Origin of the sequence: uncultured Gimesia sp. (genome assembly GCF_937910335.1) — a bacterium.
In the GTDB taxonomy this organism is placed as follows: Bacteria; Planctomycetota; Planctomycetia; order Planctomycetales; family Planctomycetaceae; genus Gimesia.
Map to the genome: position 1 here is coordinate 1 of NZ_CALEMX010000549.1, position 18,905 is coordinate 18,905.

Genomic DNA, 18,905 nt, shown 5'->3' on the forward strand with positions numbered 1-18,905 from the left:
CCTTTGAACGCGGGAAACTATTTTGAGCTAGGACAACGTTTTTACCAACAATATCAAACGTCAATACTGCAGGATGATCTGAATGCTGCAGCCATTAATCTAAAACAGGCGGTCAAAGGTTATCCCAATAATGCCCGTTATCGTGCTGTTTTTGCTGAAGTTTTAGCAGATTCAGGCAAAATAAACGAAAGCCAGTATCAGGCACAACGAGCCATTGAGCTGGATGAAGCCAACCATCGTGCTCAGCATGTGGATAAATATTTGACGGAAGCCTCATTAAATCGAATGAAGGAAATAATTAACATAGGACAAAGGAATCAGAATTGAACTCAGGTGCCCTACGGTTCATAATAACCGGGGGAACGTAAGCTCGTTGTTCCTGAATTGCAAGTTCAGTTTAATATTCTCATTTATTATCAATATTCTTCTCTACTGGTGGCATTATGAATCTTCGATCCATTCTTACAACAATACTTGTTCTTGTTGTTGCTCTCATAGGTACAGTCTGGTTAGGTCGAGGCAATGGGGATCTTAAGTCTGTCCAACCTAAGATACCTACAAAATCAACTGATGATGACCGTCCGAAAATTTCGCCAACGGGCCCGTACCCAAAAGCAGTTGTTGAAAAACCACTCTATGAATTCGGCGAAATGGCAGTCGGGCAGACTCTCTCACATAAGTTTATTTTAAAAAATGAAGGAGAGGTTCCTCTAGAAGTTAAGAAAGGGACCACTACATGCAAATGCACGCTGAGTGAAATGAAAGATAACTCTGTCGCTCCAGGCAAGTCCATTGAGATCGAACTAACCTGGACACCAAAGAGTACTCAGGAAATTTTTGGGCAGACAGCAACCGTTTACACTAACGATCCCAAAAACCAGGAACTCAAACTCCAGATCCGGGGAAGTGCTAACCGGTTGATCTCCTTTAGCGGCGATACTGAAAGTGGCGCCTATTGGTCACTGCCCGTCATGTCGAACAGTACTCCGGTTTCTCATACAGGAATGATACACACCAAGTATCTGGATGAGTTTAAAGTGTTAGAGATTGTAGCCAGCAAACCCGGCCTGACATCCTCGTTTAAACCTCTTACGCCAGAAGAACTAAAAGAAGTCAAAGCGAAATCAGGATACTCTATAAAAATCACCGCAGATCCTGGAAAATTTCCTCTGGGAGGGTTTAACGAACGCCTGATTATCAAAACAGATATCCCTGATACACAAGAACCTCATTCTGAAGCTGATCATAAACACACAGAAGGGGATGGGCACAAGCATGAGCACAAACACGGAAATCGAGAATTTGTGATTCAGATTTCGGGCAATCATTCCGGGCCCATTCGAATTGTGCCTACTTTTGGAGTGCACTGGAATCCTGAAACAATGGTATTGAGACTTGGACAATTTTCTGCCAAAGAGGGAAAAGAAGTCACGCTATCCATGTTTGTAGAAGGAATTGAACAACCACTGAAAATTATGAATCAGGAGATCAAACCCGATTATCTGAAATTTGAAATTAAAAAAGACGATCAATTTAAGTCCACGAATAAACAACGTTACGTGATAAAACTCTCTGTTCCCGCTGGTAGCCCAACGGCTTCTTTCGATCAGAGCAATCAGGCTCGCGTGAAACTGAAAACGAACCACCCCAATGCAAAAGAAATTGAGTTACGAATCCAATTTATAGCATTGTAAACACCAGTTTTGTTTCAGCCGCTGATGGCTCAATCACATTCAACAGGTTCTGTTTCTAACCTTTTCAGGCCCGTCTCAGATCCACTTTGACGCAATACCATGTTATGAGTTAAGATAACCGGCGAGGTTTCACCCACGTTATTCATCTACCTCAAATTAATCCCATGGAAGGTCGTATTGAATGTTATGTAAACGATTCTCAGACAATCATGGCCTGTTTTCCCTGTTCGCCGCATTCCTGCTGCTGACGGGCTGTGAAAACAACACTCCGCAGTCTACCTCAACCACTTCGAATTCCACTGCGACAGAAAATCAGCCGAAAAAACAGAAGCAGGCAGATTCATCAACTTCCACACCTCAATCAGATTCTACGGTGACGGAAAAACACGTCCCCCAATCTACCGCAGGAAAAACCTCTCCGAAAACCATATCATCTTCTAAGACATCAACCAAGCCGCTCTTCAAAGACTGGCCCGCTCCCAAGTTGGCAATTGTCCTGACAGGCGAACGACATGGTTATCTCGAACCCTGCGGTTGTACGCAAAATCAGACGGGCGGAGTCTCACTACTAGCCAATCTCTTTAAAAAAATTGAAGAACGAAACTGGCCCGTAACCGCATTTGATCTAGGAAGTCTTGTAAAACGCAATCGCAGGCAAAGTCAAATTAAATATGAAACTATACTGGCTTCCTTGAAAGATATGAAATACGCCGGTTTAGGATTAGGACCTGAAGAGCTCCGCTTCGGTGCCGATATTTTTCTGCAACTGCATAACCCCGATCCAGCATCCCCTGATACCACACCCACATTCCTGGCCGCCAATATTCTGATCCTGGAAACCCCCAACCTGGGAAAAAACCATTTCAAAATAGTCAATGTCGGCGGGGTTAAAATAGCGGTGACTTCCATTATCGGAAAAAGCCACATGGAAAAACTCACAGACATGACATGGCTCGAACCTGCGAAAGTGCTTCCGGAAGTCATCAAAAAAATGGAAGCAACCAAACCGGACCTCATGATTCTACTTTCCCATTCCAAAAAAGAGGAATCAAAATCGCTTGCAGAAAAATTTCCGGTCTTTGATATCCTATTGACGGCAGGTGGTGTAGAAGATCCGATCGGTGAACCTGAATTTATCGGAAAAACCATGATGGTCGATGTTGGCCACAAGGGTAAAAGTGCCGGCGTAGTTGGCTATTATCCACAGAAGACAGCAAAAAATGATCCTGCGAAACGATTTCGGTTCACAGTAATCGAACTCGATAAGCAACGATTTCAGGATACGCCACGCATGGCTGAGCAAATGCAATTCTATCAGGATCGCCTGAAACAGGAAGATCTGGCAGCAAAAGAACTTCCCATTGATCATCCTCGCGGTAGCGATTTTGTAGGTGCAGAGACGTGTGGTGAATGCCACACCAAAGCATACGAAAAATGGTTAACGACCAAACATGCCGGTGCATACGAAAGTCTGATTACCGGGCGAGAAGATCAGAAAGGTCAGAAAATCATCTCCCGCATCTATGATGCCGAATGCCTTTCCTGTCATGTAACCGGTTGGCATCCACAGGAAGTGATTCGATATAAAAGTGGTTTTGTTAATAAAAAAGAATCGCCTCATCTGCTAGGACAGCAGTGCGAAAACTGCCATGGACCGGGAAGCAAACACATCGAACTCGTCGATATGGACAAACTTGAAGAAGCCAAAAAAGTCATGCGAGTCACACTCGCCGAAGCTAAAAAGAATACCTGCTACCAGTGTCACGATCTGGACAACAGCCCCAAATTTGAATTTGATTCATACTGGAAAAAAATCGAACATCCTTGGCGCGATTAATTGTCTTCTCATACCTGAAATTTTGCTAACCCTCGATCATGTGGTCTTCAAATGCTGGAAGTGGAACAAAAGTTTGCCATTGCTGATCGAGATGCTTTGTTTGAGCAACTGGAGCATCTCGGCGCGACACGGGGAATTTGTCTAGAGCAGCAGGATTTTTATTTTATGCACCCGGTTCGCAATTTTGCGGAAACAGACGAAGCCATTCGCATTAGATGTAATGGGGCAGAAAACCGCATCACCTACAAAGGTCCTAAACGGGCAATGATCAGCAAGGTTCGTAAAGAAATTGAACTGGCATTTGACTCAGGTCAGCCAGCGTTTGAACAAATGGCAGAGATGCTCGAGTTTCTCGGGTTTCAGCCACTCAGAACGGTTAAAAAAAGGCGCACCCCCTTCACCTATCTGCTTCATCATAACTCATTTGAAATTGCCATTGATGAAGTCGAAGGACTCGGAACTTTTGCAGAAATCGAATTGATGGCCGAAGAGTCTGAACTTCAGGAAGCAGAAACCGCAATCATCCAACTGGCTGAGACTTTGGTGCTGACCGATTCCATCCTAAAATCGTACCTGGGAATGCTGATTGAAAGTGAAACTCAGACAGATAGCCCCTGAAACTCTTACAGATTTTCGAATCTTTCACGTTCCTTATTCCTTTTCAGACTGACCAAATTCTGAAATAATTGTCATCAGATATAATTTTCTCATATTTGCTATTGTGACAAAAAAAGAATTCGTTAGTATAACTTCGTTCACAATAGACATTTCCTTTTAACTCTATGGGTCGAGACGGCGTTCAATAAAGACGTCCCCGCAATTCTCGACAAATTAGGCACTTGCTTCGCCTGACGAACTCGAACTCAATTGCGGGGCAACTGTCATATTATTGAAGGAAGACCTCAATGGCTGCAAAGTCACGATCAAAACGAGCTACAACTCCCCCGCCAAAAAATAACAACGGCTCCACCAAAACTGAAGGAATGCTCGATAACGCGCTGGGGCAAATTGAGCAGGCGTTTGGTAAAGGCGCCATCATGAAGCTGGAAGGAGAGAATGCGCAAGTCGTTCCCTCAATTCCCAGCGGCGCACTCTCACTCGACCTGGCCCTGGGCGGCACAGGCTTTCCCCGTGGGCGAGTGATCGAATTGTACGGACCAGAATCGAGCGGTAAAACAACACTCGCCTTACACGTCATTGCAAATGCACAAAAAGAAGGTGGCATAGCAGCCTTTATTGATGCCGAACATGCACTGGATCCGATCTGGGCCAAAAAACTAGGCGTCAATATTTCAGAAATGCTCGTCAGCCAACCATCCTATGGGGAAGAAGGGCTGCAAATTGCAGAAATGCTGATCAAATCAAACTCTGTTGACGTTATTGTTGTCGACTCGGTAGCAGCACTCGTCCCCAAAGCAGAATTAGATGGCGAAATTGGCGATACACACGTTGGACTGCAGGCCCGTATGATGAGTCAGGCCATGCGAAAATTAACCGGCGCCATTTCCAAATCCAAAACAACCGTGATTTTCATCAACCAGATTCGTGAGAAAATTGGTGTAATGTTTGGGAGTCCCGAAACAACTCCCGGCGGTCGCGCATTGAAATTTTACAGTTCGGTGCGTGTAGATGTCCGCCGGATTGCCACACTCAAAGATGGTGACACCGTCACGGGCATTCGAATGAAAGCCAAGATTGTTAAAAATAAGATTGCACCTCCGTTCAGAATTGCCGAATTTGACATGCTCACGACAGGGGGAATCAACTTCGAATTAGATCTCCTCGATCTGGCTGTTGAAAACAGAATCGTCAAAAAGGCCGGTAGCTGGTTCAGTTATGGAGAAACACGACTTGGGCAGGGGCGAGACCGTTCCAAGACGGTATTGGAAGAAAACCCCGATCTTTGCCTGGAAATCAAGCAGAAAGTACTGGAAGCACAGGGGCTGCTACCCTCGAAAAAACCAGAGCCAGTCGAAGCCTGATTTGACGATCAGTCCTTAAAATCAATGATCCAGAAAAATTCGCTCAACGACCTTGATTCCGACAATGGTAATCAAGGTCGTTTTGCATTGGGTTCTCCTCAGAAACACGGTAAAATCAGTATCGATAATTACCCGATCAAGTGGAAAACGTTTTCTGCGCATTAGATTTTTTATTTTTACGTAAGGCAAAGAATGTTTGGTGCTCCATCAACAAATTTTGCGCAAAGCCATGCATTGTTCACGATATCCTTGCTGGCAGGCCTGCTCTGGTTTCCGACTGAAACGAACCATGCACTTTATGCGCAAGGACTGGATGCACGCGCCGTTGCTTTTGCTGTTGAAAAACAACTGATCAATGCCATTGAAAAGGCTGAAAAATCAGTCGTTGCGATTTCGAAAATCAAAACCAGAAGACAACGGATTCCATCCCGAATCCCTGCACCCTTTGGCCTGGACCCTGATCAGGGGTTGAATACATCACAAGATCCACAGAATTTGAATTTCATTCCCAACGATTTTGGCTCGGGAGTTCTCATTCCAGATCCGACAAAACAGAACCGCGTTTTGATCCTCACGAATTATCATCTCACACAAGGCGGACCTGTTGCAGGTCAAAAAGCAAACTCTGAAAATCATATTTATGTTCATACTGCCAACCAGCAGGGATTTTATGCAGAAATTCTGGCGGCTGACCCGCGCAGTGATTTATGCGTTCTTAGTCCAATTCAGAAACTTCCCAGAACATATGCCCAATCACTGCTTCCCATCAAATACGCATCGACCGAAACGGTTCGGAAAGGACAATTCGTGATTGCCCTGGGAAACCCCTATGCAATCGCCCGTGATGGTTCTCCCAGCGCCAGTTGGGGTATTGTAAGCAACTTTCATCGGTTTCCAATTCCTGTAAAAAAACACTTCCTGAACCAGGAACTTGCCAAAGAAGAAACGCTACACCATTTTGGAACTCTGTTACAAGTCGACACACACCTTGATCTGGGTACAAGTGGCGGTGCCTTACTGAACCTCGATGGAAACTTAATCGGTGTCACAACGGCATTGGCTGCACTCGAAGGTTATGAAAAATCGACCGGCTATGCGATTCCCATCAACAAAGCGACGCTACGCATCATTAATAGCCTCGCTGCAGGATTGGAAGCCGAATATGGTTTTCTGGGTATCGAACCTAAGAGAATTGAACGAAATCAGGCAAAGCAACGTTTTGTAGGAAATTTTATACTGCAAGATCCCTACTATGTTGAAGCGAGAAATGTAGAAAAATACTCCCCTGCCCAACTCGCCGGCATGCTGCCGCAAGACCTGATTCTCTCTATCAATGGGCATAAATTGACAAACGAACTCGACTTAATGCGCGAAGTCGGTAAAGCAGGTGCGGGAAATGAAGTAAAGATTCAAATCTTGAGAGGAAAAAAACTGCGTGAGTTGACTCTGACAATAAAACTAGGAAAATGGCCAGTGGTTGATGATGAGGGGATTGTACAAACCCAATTTCGCCATCCACTCTGGCGCGGAATGAGAGTTGATTTCCCCACAGCTCGCAAGAAATATACATTCCTTCCGTTCAGTTATCCACCAGCTGTTGTCATAACTCATGTCGAACCAGGAAGTCCCGCACAGCAGGCTGGCCTCATAGAAGGAAATTTTATCCGCCAGATAAATAATCAAATGGTTCAGACACCTGAGGCATTTTATGAGGAAGCAAAAAAACTAAATAGCTCACAAGTCATATTACAACTTTTGGATGACCGAGAAGTGATCCTTCCCCTCCCTGATAAGTAATTTTAAAAACAATGAATACAGACGAACTTCGCGAATGTTACCTTTCCTTCTTTGAAGAAAAAGGGTGTATCCGCCGACCATCCGATGTCCTGGTCCCACGCGATGACCGCACCGTATTATTCACTCCCGCGGGAATGAATCAATTCAAAAACCAGTTTCTCGGGATAGGCAAACTCGATTTCACACGCGCCACAACTTGCCAGATGTGCCTCCGCACAGGCGACATTCAAAATGTAGGAGTCACCGCCTATCATCACACGTTTTTTGAAATGCTCGGAAACTTCTCGTTCGGCGATTACTTTAAACGCGATGCCATACATTGGGCCTGGGAATATCTGACAGATAAGAAATGGCTGGGACTCGACCCGAACCTGCTCTCCGTTACCGTCTATCAGGAAGATGATGAAGCCTATAATATCTGGCACGATGAGATCAAACTTCCCGCCAACCGCATCAGCCGTGAAAATGAACATGAAAATTTCTGGCCCGCAGGTGCGCCTTCATTAGGTCCCGATGGCGTTTGTGGACCTTGCAGTGAAATCTTCTATCATCCCAATGGGGGAAAAGATAACGTCGAAATCTGGAATCTGGTATTCACCCAGTTTAATCGCGTGGGAGATCCCCCCGACAATCTGCAGCCCTTGCCCAAAAAAAATATCGATACAGGCATGGGATTAGAACGCACTGCAGCCGTCTTGCAAGGTGTGCAGAGTAACTTTGAAATCGATACACTCAAACAACTCTGCCTGGCAGCCGCTGATACGGTAGGAACGGATTATCAATTTGAAAAACCGACGGGCCGACCAATCCGCCGCATTTCAGACCATGTCCGCGCCATCACATTCAGTATTCATGAAGGCGTCAACCCCGGCAGCGAAAAAGAGAGCTATGTCGTTCGCCAGCTACTCAGGCGAGCTTTACTGGAAGGCTACCTGCTAGGCAAGCACGATCCCTTCCTGTACCAGCTTGTCCCCGCTGTTGTAGACATCATGAAAACTCCTTATCCGGATATTGCAAAAACCGTCGAAAATGTCCAAAGAACAATCAAAGAAGAAGAACAACAGTTTCTAAGTGTCATTGAAAAAGGGCTTAATCGCTTTGAGGGTTTCCTGAAAAATGCAGAAAAGCAAGGCCTTTCGGAAATTTCTGGTGAAGACGCTTTTGACCTGCATCAGACAGACGGTTTTCTGATCGAACTCACAGAGGCACTCGCCGCAAAAAATAATATCGCCGTTGACCGGACCGAATTTAACACCCTGATGAAACGACACAAAGAAGGGAGCGGCAGCGGAGCATTTCTAGATTCGGTAATGTCAGAAGGCCCCTTGACTGCTCTGCATAAAACCACCAGCGATACTGACTTCAGAGGTTACGATTCAACAGAAGCAGAAGGAAAAGTGGTCGGCATTATCGCAGAGGACCGACTGGTCGAATCGATGGTGGAAAAAGGCCACGCGCACCCGGTCGTGCTCGTCCTGGATCAAAGTCCCTTTTATGCAGAAGCCGGTGGTCAGGTCGGTGACATTGGCTTCATCGAAGCGGACGGAGTGAAATTTGAGGTCATTAATACCCAGAAAAACGGGGGGTTGACTCTCCACATCGGCCACCTTTTGAATGGGAAACTGGAACAGGGGCAAACGGTTAAAGCAACGGTGATCAGTCCGCGACGTTCAGGAATTGAACGAGCTCACTCGGCAACCCACTTATTGCATCATGCACTAAGGACCGTTTTGGGTGAAAACGCCATGCAACGCGGTTCGAAGGTGGAAGAAGATATGCTTCGCTTTGACTTTTCACACGGCAAAGCAGTCACTCCGGATGAAGTCAGTCAAATCGAAGATATCATCAATCAACGTATTTCAGAAGGAGCCGGCATCAGTACGGAACTGATGAAACTACAGAAAGCCAGAGATTTGGGAGCAATGGCTTTGTTTGGTGAAAAATATCCAGACAATGTGCGTGTAGTCCAAATGGGAGATTTCAGTATTGAGCTCTGCGGGGGAACTCATCTCTCTAACACAGGACAGGTGGGGTTATGTAAAATCGTGAATGAAGAACCCGTCGCGAAAGGCGTGCGCCGCATACACGCCCTCACGGGATCAAAAGCACTCGAAAAGACGAGACACACCGAAAAACTTCTTCAGGAAATCGCTGCACAACTTAAGGTGCCTCGTCCCGATGAGTTACCACAACGAATTCTCCATATGCAGGAAGAGTTGCGGGAAACGAAAAAGAAACTCTTGAAGTACTCCAGCAAATCGCTGGCGGGCACGGCTGACGAACTACTCGAAACTACGAAATCAATAAACGATGTAAAGATTGTCGCCTATCATGCACAGGATTCATCGCGAGACCAACTGCGCGAACTCGCAGATCATTTGCGTAAAAAAGGAAAACAAGTCGCTTTGATTCTAGGTACTGTCATCGATGGGAAAGTTGCTTTGATGGCAGCCGTCAACCAGGATCTGATCAAACAAGGGCTCAAAGCCGGCGATTGCGTGAAAGTCGCTGCACAAATTGTCGGCGGCGGAGGCGGTGGTAGACCTGATATGGCAGAAGCCGGTGGTAAACATCCGGAAAAACTGGACGAAGCACTTTCGGCTGGCGCAGACTACTACCGCAGCCAGCTGGAAAGTTAATCGTTGATCGAACTTAGCAGAACTTAGATCAGATTACGTCGATTGAGTTCCGCAACCACACGTTGCACAATCTGTGAAACATCGTGGTTGTCGAGATCTTCGGTAATTCCGGTAGAACAGCCTCCAATGGGTTCATTCGTAAAGCCATGTTCGGAAAGCATACATTGCAGCGTACGGCTCAATGTGGATATATCGGTTTTCTGTTCCGAAGTAATCGGCTGACGCCCTTGCCCCATTTGAAAACCACGCAGCTCTACGGCAGCTCGAAACCCTTCCGGAAATTCGGCAGAATAAATCATCGTATCAAATAACGTCAATAAGTCGTATTGAATCCGGCGCGCTTCATCTAACTGTGCAGACATCGTCAGATCATAAAGCTTACGTGTCAGCTCTGGAACCACTCCAGAACTGGCATTCGTGCCACCGTCTGCTCCACTCAGTAACAAAGGCATCAATGCGGCATCCCAACCCGTCAGAAATGAAAACTCCGGACGGTTTGGACGTACTGCCTGAATCATACGAATCATATTAGGAATATCTCCCGATGAATCCTTAATCGCGACGATCTTCTCGCATTCTTCTGAAAGGCGTTGAATCGTAGGGACATCAATCGGGCTGGCAAACATCGGAATGTTATAGAGAGTCACATCAATCGGAGTGTTATCACCAATTTCCTTGAAATAGGCATAAACAGAGGCAGGGCTCAGCTTGTAATAAAAGGGAGCCACAATTGCCACGGCCCGAATTCCCAGTTCATGGTAATACTCACAAGCCTTAATCGTTTCGCGAACATTGGCTTCAGCCGCTCCTGCCAGAATGGGCACGCGACCGCGTGTCTGATCGGCAATGATCGCGACGATGCGACGACGTTCTTCCGGAGTAAATCGGGTAAACTCGCCTGTGGATCCATTGGGATAAAGACCATGGACTCCTTTTTCAATTAGCCAGTCGATGTAACGACGTAATTCCGGCTCGTTGATTTGGCCTTTCGAATCATAGGGAACCAAATTCGGAGTAAAAATACCACTGAGTTTTGTCTGCGGTTGCATTCTGAGGGACACCTGTGCATTAAACAAACTGTTTGAGAACTTAAGGGATATAGGAGAATTATAGCACACAAATCACGGGGAGGACACAGTTTCAGACATCTTCATTCTGACTCTTCCACAGAGTCTGTAGTAGTCTCTTCCAATTCTTCAGCTTCTTCCGATTCATTCTCCTCGTCTGATTCCTTCAGCTCAACCTCTTTATCATTAGGATTGTTAAATTCCTCAGCACTGATACCCGCTTTAAGAACCTTGGCGGCTTCCAGTTCAGCAGATTTTCCATAAAATTGCACAATGATAAATAATACGATCAGACCAACCGGCAAGAGAATATAGGGCTGAAAACCAAAACCGACAGGAATATATCCAAATACAACTGAAACGATGGCAACTGTGACAGCATACGGCATTTGTGTAATGACATGATCGAGATGATCCGATCCGGAAGCAGCAGAGGAAAGTATCGTCGTGTCTGAGATGGGTGAGCAATGGTCACCAAAGATGGCACCCGCCAGCACACCACCAATGGTCCCCAGCATCAAATGATGATTGGGGCCAGCTTCATTCAATGGTACTAAGAGGCTATAGGTCACCGAAATCGATAAAGGCATGATTAACCCCATCGTAGACCAGGAACTACCAGTGGCAAAACTGACCGCTGCCGCTAAAAGAAAGGTGATCATGGGCATCCAGTTTGGCGAAAGACTTCCCGAAAGCATTTCGACCAGAACTCCCGCAGTATTCAGATGACTCTCATCGCAAATCGTAGCAACGGACCAGGCCAGAACCAGAATCAGAATTGCCAGAAACATGCTTTTCGCGCCAACCGACCAGGCCTCAATGCATTCATTTAATGAAAGCGCTTTGGAAAAACTACAACTGGCAATGGCGGCGATCGACGCCAGAAACGAGGAAATCAGTAAGACGCGATTGGGAGAAGCATGTTCCAAAATCGTACGAAAATTCTTTTCCAATAAAGGTTTGTCCTGCTGAAACAGCGCTTGGTTGAGTTGATCCACTTCAATGGATCCCGTCCACCATAATCCCGTCATTGCCAGACCCAATAGCACGAACAACGGAATCAACGCATTACGTAATAACAGACGATGAGCCAACTCCCCCTTTTCTGCACCAGATTCAGACTCGAGAATATTGACACGCCCTGGTCGAACTAACTGATTAAAAGCAATGGCCCGAATTTCTGCTTTCAACATCGGACCATAATCATGCCCTAAATAGGCAACCAGCCAGACAAATGCCAATAAATGCAAAGGGTAAAATCGATAAGGCAAGCTATATAAAAAAGTGGTGTAGTAATCTTCGGCCATTCCCAGACTGGCATACGAGTCTGCAATATAACCAATTTCCACTCCCACCCAGGTGGAGATGATGGCGATTCCGGAAACAGGTGCTGCGGTAGAATCGACCAGAAATGACAGCTTCTCGCGAGAAACCTTCATGCGATCCGTCAGAGGCCGCATCGAACTTCCCACCAGCAGGGAATTCGCATAATCATCAAAAAAAATCACCAGCCCCAGAAACCAGGTCATCACTTGACTATGCTCGCGTTTTGTCGCGTATTGAGCGAGTCGGGTAACTAATGCTGCAGTCCCGCCTCCCATAGACATGACGCCCACCATCGCGCCGAGAAACATCGTAAACAAAATGATCATCATATGAGAATTATCAGGACTGCCGGGTTCCACAATTTCATGGATCACAAAGGTATCGAGCGCATGAACAAACCCTAAAAAAAGATTCCCATGATAGATAATCACTGCACCACACCAGATACTGACCAGCAAGGCCAGGATAATATTCCGAAACCAGATCGCCAGCACAACGGCGATCAGGGGAGGCAGCAGGCTTAACCATTTTGAAATACGATATACCGCTTGCTTGCCAGTTCCGCGAATATCCGGATCGACAACAATGGTATCCTGAGTAATAAAGACTTTCTGGTTTTTTGACAAATCTGTCTTTAATTCCAGAATGCCATTTTCGAAACGAGGTAAAGCGGTATCAACGTCATCGACCCATAATTCCAAACCTAAAATTTGCTGAGGATGACCTGAAAAAGCCGTATCCAGAGAACCATTCACCTTGAGAGCACGAATGGTAACTTTGCTGACAGGGACTCCTCTAACAGTGATATCAGGCGCTTCTATAGAATATCTTGCTGGTTCTTCCAGCAGAGGTACATCCGAAATCTTATCGGATTGTGCTACGAAGCTGGTCAAAATGATCAGATAGGAATGAATCGCCGCCATCGTCCCCAGGCTGCCTCATCAATGAAAAGAAGGGTGCAAAGTAGATCGAACTCGCTCGAAATCATACTTCTCAAACGTCCTGATGGCTATATTGAAACCGATCCCCGGCGAATCTGCAAGCGCTGCCTTACAGAAAGTCGCTTGTTTACGCTCTCATTCAGGTAGATCACTCTGAAACGATCGAGGATCCCGCCGGGTTCTCGACGGGCCAGAATAGATGAAACGTCACCCCACAATCGACATTATTTTCCGCTTCAATCAATCCACCATGGAGTGAAAGAATGCGCCAGCACTTTGATAAACCAAATCCCAAGCCCCGCCCGGCCTGTCTGGCTGAATAAAAAGGGTCAAATAAATGCTCTTTTTCTTCTTCAGTTAACCCAGGACCATCATCAATCACACGAATCTGCAGTACACGCTGAGAGTCCGTTGTTATTTCTTCTGAAACAATCCGCACGCGACCACCAGATTCAAGCACATTCAGACTGTTCAATATCAAATTGCTCAGAACAACTTTACATTGAATCTCATCGGCCCAGAGCGAATGCAAATCTGAGATCTCAATTGATACCTGAACGCCGGACTGCGATATTTCTCTACTTAGACTGCTCAACACTTCCTGTGTAACTGATTGGATATTCAATGATACTGGTCGGGGATCAGGTGGTCGGGCAAATAACATGGCGTCGCCAATCATATCCCGCACGCGGTAAGCCTGTCCTCCAATCGTTGCCAGAGACTGTCGACGATCCGGGTCCGTCTCTCCTTTGAGAAGCATCTGCACGCGTCCTACAATCGTAGCAACGGGATTATTAATTTCATGGCCAGCACCTGCCGCAAATTCGGCCATCGCTTCCAGTTTATCAGTACTCGGAAAAATACGGCGTTCTACCGCAAGAGTTTGAACCAGATCAGTTTGACCCGTATCAGTTTGAGCCCGTTCAGTTTCTATAGACTCACTCTCAACGCAAGCAGGATCGATCCGTGTCCTCAATTCAATCACCTGAACCAGAAGACGCTGGCTCAACTGAATTAATTGTGAAATCAGAGGCAGATCTTCTGTCAGTCTTGTTGGTGAAAAAAGAAAGATTCCGGCGAGATCGTTTGGCGCACCAGGAATCGAAAAGAAATCAAATGGCTCCTGAGAAATAAGTTGAAAGGAACGCCCCTGTTCAAAAACTGACAAAGCCTGTTCGTTGATCGGACAATCGTTCGCGACCTGAATCGATTCTTTAATGAAACATTCCGTCTCATTCTGCTGATCAGAATGAAAGAGGCCAGCTGTCAGCTTTTGGGACTCACCTTCAAATACTCCAAGGTAGACCGCCTCAGCACCAGTGGCTTCGCACCAGACGCTTGATAGTTCGCTGACGACCGACCGGAGTGAACGTGCTGGTATCAATGAAAACAAACGTCTGTAATAAGCATCCGGTAATTCCATATTTGTGATACCGGCTTCGCTCGACATCTGATACTCCATGAAACAGCACCCACGACGATCGGAACCCAAGCTCCGACCGCCATGAAACTGATGTCTGTTTGATCCCGGAATTAACCAGTAGCGTGTACGGATTCCAGATTCAGAAGCGTACAGACGCGATCTGCCAATTGCTCGACTTCAAATGGTTTTTGCATGAAGTCATTCGCACCGGCGGCTTTTAAATCGTCAATCTTGTCTGCTTCAACCATACCGCTGATACAGATAATTTTTACATCGTCCATGGTAGTGTCACTGCGAACACGCTGACACACTTCCTTACCATTAATGTCAGGCAGCATGACATCCAGAATAATAATATCAGGGTGATATTCTTTGACCATCATGCCGGCGTCAAATCCGTTGTTAGCGACACGGACTTCAAATCGGGAATCCGCATCTAATACATCGCGAATCAACTCTACCAGCTCTTCATCGTCATCAACGATTAAAGCCTTTCGTTTTCCGCTTTCCAATGCATCAGTCGGAATTCCATTGTCTTTCATAAATTTAAACAGGACATCACGTGGAATCCTGCGAAAGCGAGAGCCCGGGACTCGAAACCCCTTTAGTTGGCCAGAATCAAAACAACGAATAATTGTTTGTTGACTCACTTTGCAAATCTTTGCGGCTTCGCCTGTGGTAAAGACCGTTTTCATATTGCTCATCCATCCTTTGAAGACCCACTCCAGTTGAGCGGGAAAGACCAAGCGCTTTTAGGCTATTACAACATGCAATAACCGAGCCCCTGCGCAGGAAGACCGATGACACTTTCATCTATACCCCTGCTGAAACTGACATCTCCATAATCAGCCTCTTATCTATTTACCTGAAACCAGGTAAAATGATAAAAAACCACATCCTCCAAGGTGTAGTTTTGTGGCCCGTTTACTTGCCAAACGTTACTGACTTTCCAGACGCCATAAGTATCCTACATAGATACAAACGCCAAATCTCTCAATACCGCTTGACCTTACCAGTATTATCAATAACTCCGATTGTATCTATTCTGACGATATGGTCAACAGGCATTCGGACAGTTGAACAATTATTTGAAACAAATACCTATCAACCATATACTTACAGTGATTCTACCTAGAGTGGATTGTCCGCGAACTCACAAAAAACCCCCGATTTTCACACAGCTCCAAGGTCTGAAACAGTGAAATTACAGGGAAATAGAAGGCCTGAAACCTCCGAAACAGCCTGTTTTATGTGGCCATCCGGCTCGAACTGTTTAAGTAAAGAACCAACACAGTCAAATCTGCCGGGGTCACTCCACTGATTCTGCCCGCCTGTCCAATATTCAAAGGCTTGACTTGCGTGAATTTTTCTTTGGCTTCATTTCGCAAGTTGGGGACCAACTGGTAATCAATCTGCTCAGGTATGTGAAGCGTTTCCACATTCTTCTGCTTTTCGATCTCGGCTGTCTGCCTGCGAATATATCCCGCATACTGGACTTCGATCAGAGTCTGCTCAATGGCCCGTTTCGAGACGGGAAAACTTGCCAGCTCAGGAGCAAACTCACAGACCTCAGACCAACCGATATCCTGCCGACGAAGCCATTCTTCCAAAGTGTTTCCCTGATAACGGGTACTCTGAATAAACAGTTTAATCTGTGTAATCTCTGCTTCGTAATCCTCGTACTTTTGCCAGCGCTCACTACCCACAGAACCAACACGATGACCAATGGGCGTCATCCGACGATCAGCATTATCCTGTCTCAGTAATAATCGAAACTCTGCACGCGAGGTAAACATCCGGTAAGGCTCATCCACACCTTTCGTAACCAGATCATCAATCAGCACTCCTAAATAGGCCTCATTTCGATCCAAGATTAAATCCGGCTCACCGGCTATGTTTAATGCCGCATTTAAACCCGCCAGTAAACCCTGACCGGCTGCTTCTTCATAACCTGTGGTTCCATTCAACTGACCCGCAAAATAAAGACCGCTAACTCGTTTGGTTTCCAGTGTCGGCTTTAATTGTGTGGGGGTGGCGAAATCATATTCGACTGCATAACCATAGCGCATGATTTCGGTTTTTTCCAAACCTCGAATGGAATGAATCATCTGATCCTGAACATCACGGGGCAAACTCGTAGAGATACCATTACAGTAATACTCGTTAGTAAATCGCCCCTCCGGTTCCAGAAATATCTGATGTGAATTGCGATCAGCAAAGCGTACCACTTTATCTTCGATCGAAGGGCAATAGCGGGGGCCTGTCGAATTGATCTGACCTGAATACATTGGCGCACGATGCAAATTTTCGTTGATTAATCGATGCACCTCCGTGTTGGTTTCAGTTAAATAACAGGGCAATTGCGACTGACTGATTTTCTCAGTCATGTAGGAAAAAGGCTGAGGATTGTCATCTCCAGGCTGTTCTTCCAGCACCGAAAAATCGATCGTGCGACCGTTGAGCCGCGCAGGGGTTCCTGTTTTAAAACGCTGCAATTCAAAACCCAATTCAACCAGACTGTCGGAAAGGGTTCCCGTTGTCCCTTCACCGGCGCGACCACCTTTGGTTTTCGCTTCGCCAGTATGCATGATGGCCTGCAGAAAGGTGCCCGTTGTCAAGATTACAGCCCGCGCACGATAGTGAGCATCGCCATTTACTTCTACTCCCACGATACGGTCATTTTCTACAACCAGACTCTTAACGATCTCCTGCCTTAATGCCAGGTTCTCCTGCTGCTCAACCTTCCATTTCATACAAAACTGATAGGCCTTTTTATCCGCTTGCGCACGCGGACTATGCATGGCAGGTCCTTTGGACAGATTGAGCATACGGAACTGAATTCCCGTTTCATCAATCACACGACCCATTTCCCCGCCCAGCGCATCGATCTCTCGGACAATCTGCCCTTTCGCGACTCCCCCTATTGCAGGGTTGCAACTCATCTGACCTACGGTATCGCAATTCATGGTTAAGAGCGCAGTCTTTGCTCCCAGACGCGCAGCGGCCAGGGCGGCTTCACAGCCGGCATGCCCCGCTCCGACGACAACGACGTCATAATCATAGTAAACCGACTGACTCATGGTTCTTCTTTGTAAAATAGAGTAATTCGAATCTGACGGATCTGAAGAGTTAGCCCGCTTCGGGAAACGTCAATTTCAGATGTTCCAAAGCAGCCATCGTGACAATGCGTCCGCGCGGTGAACGTTGGATAAACCCACATCGCAACAGAAATGGCTCGACTTCGTCTTCCAGGGTATCCGCTGGAATATTTAAACTGTGACCAAGTGCCTGCACTCCTGCAGGTCCTCCGGAAAATGTTTTCACCAGTGTTTCGAGATACCGCCTGTCCTGACGCTCCAAACCAAGGTGATCAATTTCCAACATTTCAAATGCCTTAGCCACGACTTCATTTGTAATATGACCATCTGCTTTACTGGTGGCAAAGTCACGGGCCCAGCGCAACAGGTTATTGGCTTTGCGTGGAGTCCCTCGACTGCGCCTGGCAATTTCAAAGGCGGCATCATCGGAAATTTGAGTTCGTAATTTGATAGAATTTCTACGGACAATTTCGACCAGCTCATCATCGTCATAAAAATCCAGATGTTCTCGGCGTACGAATCGATCACGTAAAGGAGCCGTCAACATCCCACTGCGCGTTGTCGCACCAATCAATGTAAATTTCTGCAATTTCATATTCACCGTGCGGGCATTGATGCCATCACCCAACGTAATATCCACTCGAAAATCTTCCATCGCCGGATAGATAAATTCTTCGACTGTAGCGGGCAGACGATGGATTTCATCGATAAACAGAAACGAACCATGACTGGCATTGGTCAGATAAGGCAACAGATCTTTCGGAGCACTTAAAGAGGGACCGGAAGTAATCTGCAATTCGGTTCCCAATTCTTTAGGCAGTACGGAAGCAAGTGTGGTTTTCCCTAATCCCGGAGGGCCATCCAGTAAGAGATGCCCCAATGGTTCATTCCGTTTGCGGGTAGCATCCAGAATCACTTGCAGACGTTCAACAACCTGTCTTTGCCCGACAACTTCGCTGAGCCGTTGAGGACGCAGTACATCATCATACTCCGCATCATCAGCCAGATAGCTGGAATCCCAGCCAACTGCCCCACCGGAAAAATCATCTTCCGGCTCATCATCCCCCTTGATAACAGGCTCACGAACCATGTTCACGTCCA

General features: G+C 46.4%; 13 protein-coding genes. 7 read left to right on the forward strand and 6 right to left on the reverse strand.

Annotated features, from left to right (window positions below; genetic code table 11):
• The 7 genes from Q0668_RS22540 to alaS form a co-directional block, all read left to right on the forward strand.
• Positions 1 to 327 (forward strand): hypothetical protein (locus tag Q0668_RS22540; RefSeq protein ID WP_298868786.1); only part of this gene is annotated, 327 nt, incomplete at its 5' end.
• Between the two features lie 116 nt (positions 328 to 443).
• On the forward strand, positions 444 to 1,694 hold the full coding sequence (locus Q0668_RS22545) for a DUF1573 domain-containing protein (protein ID WP_298868787.1): 1,251 nt from the start codon (positions 444 to 446) through the stop codon (positions 1,692 to 1,694).
• Positions 1,695 to 1,875: 181 nt separating this feature from the next.
• Positions 1,876 to 3,531, forward strand: a complete 1,656-nt coding sequence (locus Q0668_RS22550; protein WP_298868788.1) for a multiheme c-type cytochrome — start codon at positions 1,876 to 1,878, stop codon at positions 3,529 to 3,531.
• Between the two features lie 51 nt (positions 3,532 to 3,582).
• Entirely contained in the window at positions 3,583 to 4,149 is a 567-nt protein-coding gene (gene cyaB / locus Q0668_RS22555; RefSeq protein ID WP_298868789.1) for a class IV adenylate cyclase, read from the forward strand.
• 365 nt (positions 4,150 to 4,514) lie between these two features.
• Positions 4,515 to 5,513 (forward strand): recombinase RecA, encoded by a 999-nt coding sequence (gene recA, locus Q0668_RS22560; RefSeq protein WP_366918977.1) that lies wholly within the window; start codon positions 4,515 to 4,517, stop codon positions 5,511 to 5,513.
• Between the two features lie 192 nt (positions 5,514 to 5,705).
• Positions 5,706 to 7,310, forward strand: coding sequence for a trypsin-like peptidase domain-containing protein (locus tag Q0668_RS22565; RefSeq protein WP_298868791.1), 1,605 nt, complete (start codon positions 5,706 to 5,708; stop codon positions 7,308 to 7,310).
• 11 nt (positions 7,311 to 7,321) lie between these two features.
• Positions 7,322 to 9,949 (forward strand): alanine--tRNA ligase, encoded by a 2,628-nt coding sequence (alaS, locus tag Q0668_RS22570; RefSeq protein WP_298868792.1) that lies wholly within the window; start codon positions 7,322 to 7,324, stop codon positions 9,947 to 9,949.
• A 23-nt stretch (positions 9,950 to 9,972) separates the two neighbouring features.
• On the opposite strand, the gene Q0668_RS22575 is transcribed toward alaS, so the two are convergent.
• From Q0668_RS22575 to ruvB, 6 genes are all read right to left on the reverse strand, one after another.
• The gene (locus Q0668_RS22575; protein WP_298868793.1) at positions 9,973 to 10,998 is read right to left on the reverse strand and encodes a dihydrodipicolinate synthase family protein; all 1,026 of its coding nucleotides are present in this window, start codon (positions 10,996 to 10,998) and stop codon (positions 9,973 to 9,975) included.
• Between the two features lie 101 nt (positions 10,999 to 11,099).
• Positions 11,100 to 13,265 (reverse strand): Na+/H+ antiporter NhaC family protein, encoded by a 2,166-nt coding sequence (locus tag Q0668_RS22580; protein WP_298868794.1) that lies wholly within the window; start codon positions 13,263 to 13,265, stop codon positions 11,100 to 11,102.
• Positions 13,266 to 13,431: 166 nt separating this feature from the next.
• Positions 13,432 to 14,733 (reverse strand): ATP-binding protein, encoded by a 1,302-nt coding sequence (locus Q0668_RS22585; protein ID WP_298868795.1) that lies wholly within the window; start codon positions 14,731 to 14,733, stop codon positions 13,432 to 13,434.
• An 83-nt stretch (positions 14,734 to 14,816) separates the two neighbouring features.
• On the reverse strand, positions 14,817 to 15,401 hold the full coding sequence (locus Q0668_RS22590) for a response regulator (RefSeq protein ID WP_298868796.1): 585 nt from the start codon (positions 15,399 to 15,401) through the stop codon (positions 14,817 to 14,819).
• Between the two features lie 552 nt (positions 15,402 to 15,953).
• Entirely contained in the window at positions 15,954 to 17,786 is a 1,833-nt protein-coding gene (mnmG, locus tag Q0668_RS22595) for a tRNA uridine-5-carboxymethylaminomethyl(34) synthesis enzyme MnmG (protein ID WP_298868797.1), read from the reverse strand.
• A gap of 49 nt (positions 17,787 to 17,835) precedes the next feature.
• Entirely contained in the window at positions 17,836 to 18,894 is a 1,059-nt protein-coding gene (gene ruvB / locus Q0668_RS22600; protein ID WP_298868798.1) for a Holliday junction branch migration DNA helicase RuvB, read from the reverse strand.
• Positions 18,895 to 18,905 lie beyond the last annotated feature (11 nt).

What these genes read in the sequence shown, in the direction of transcription:
- Q0668_RS22580 (WP_298868794.1), bottom strand. Translation starts at nt 13,265, where the DNA reads ATGGCGGCGATTCATTCCTATCTGATCATTTTGACCAGCTTCGTAGCA.
- mnmG (WP_298868797.1), bottom strand. Translation starts at nt 17,786, where the DNA reads ATGAGTCAGTCGGTTTACTATGATTATGACGTCGTTGTCGTCGGAGCG.
- ruvB (WP_298868798.1), bottom strand. Translation starts at nt 18,894, where the DNA reads ATGGTTCGTGAGCCTGTTATCAAGGGGGATGATGAGCCGGAAGATGAT.
- Q0668_RS22575 (WP_298868793.1), bottom strand. Translation starts at nt 10,998, where the DNA reads ATGCAACCGCAGACAAAACTCAGTGGTATTTTTACTCCGAATTTGGTT.
- Q0668_RS22550 (WP_298868788.1), top strand. Translation starts at nt 1,876, where the DNA reads ATGTTATGTAAACGATTCTCAGACAATCATGGCCTGTTTTCCCTGTTC.
- cyaB (WP_298868789.1), top strand. Translation starts at nt 3,583, where the DNA reads ATGCTGGAAGTGGAACAAAAGTTTGCCATTGCTGATCGAGATGCTTTG.
- Q0668_RS22590 (WP_298868796.1), bottom strand. Translation starts at nt 15,401, where the DNA reads ATGAAAACGGTCTTTACCACAGGCGAAGCCGCAAAGATTTGCAAAGTG.
- alaS (WP_298868792.1), top strand. Translation starts at nt 7,322, where the DNA reads ATGAATACAGACGAACTTCGCGAATGTTACCTTTCCTTCTTTGAAGAA.
- Q0668_RS22585 (WP_298868795.1), bottom strand. Translation starts at nt 14,733, where the DNA reads ATGTCGAGCGAAGCCGGTATCACAAATATGGAATTACCGGATGCTTAT.
- recA (WP_366918977.1), top strand. Translation starts at nt 4,515, where the DNA reads ATGCTCGATAACGCGCTGGGGCAAATTGAGCAGGCGTTTGGTAAAGGC.
- Q0668_RS22545 (WP_298868787.1), top strand. Translation starts at nt 444, where the DNA reads ATGAATCTTCGATCCATTCTTACAACAATACTTGTTCTTGTTGTTGCT.
- Q0668_RS22565 (WP_298868791.1), top strand. Translation starts at nt 5,706, where the DNA reads ATGTTTGGTGCTCCATCAACAAATTTTGCGCAAAGCCATGCATTGTTC.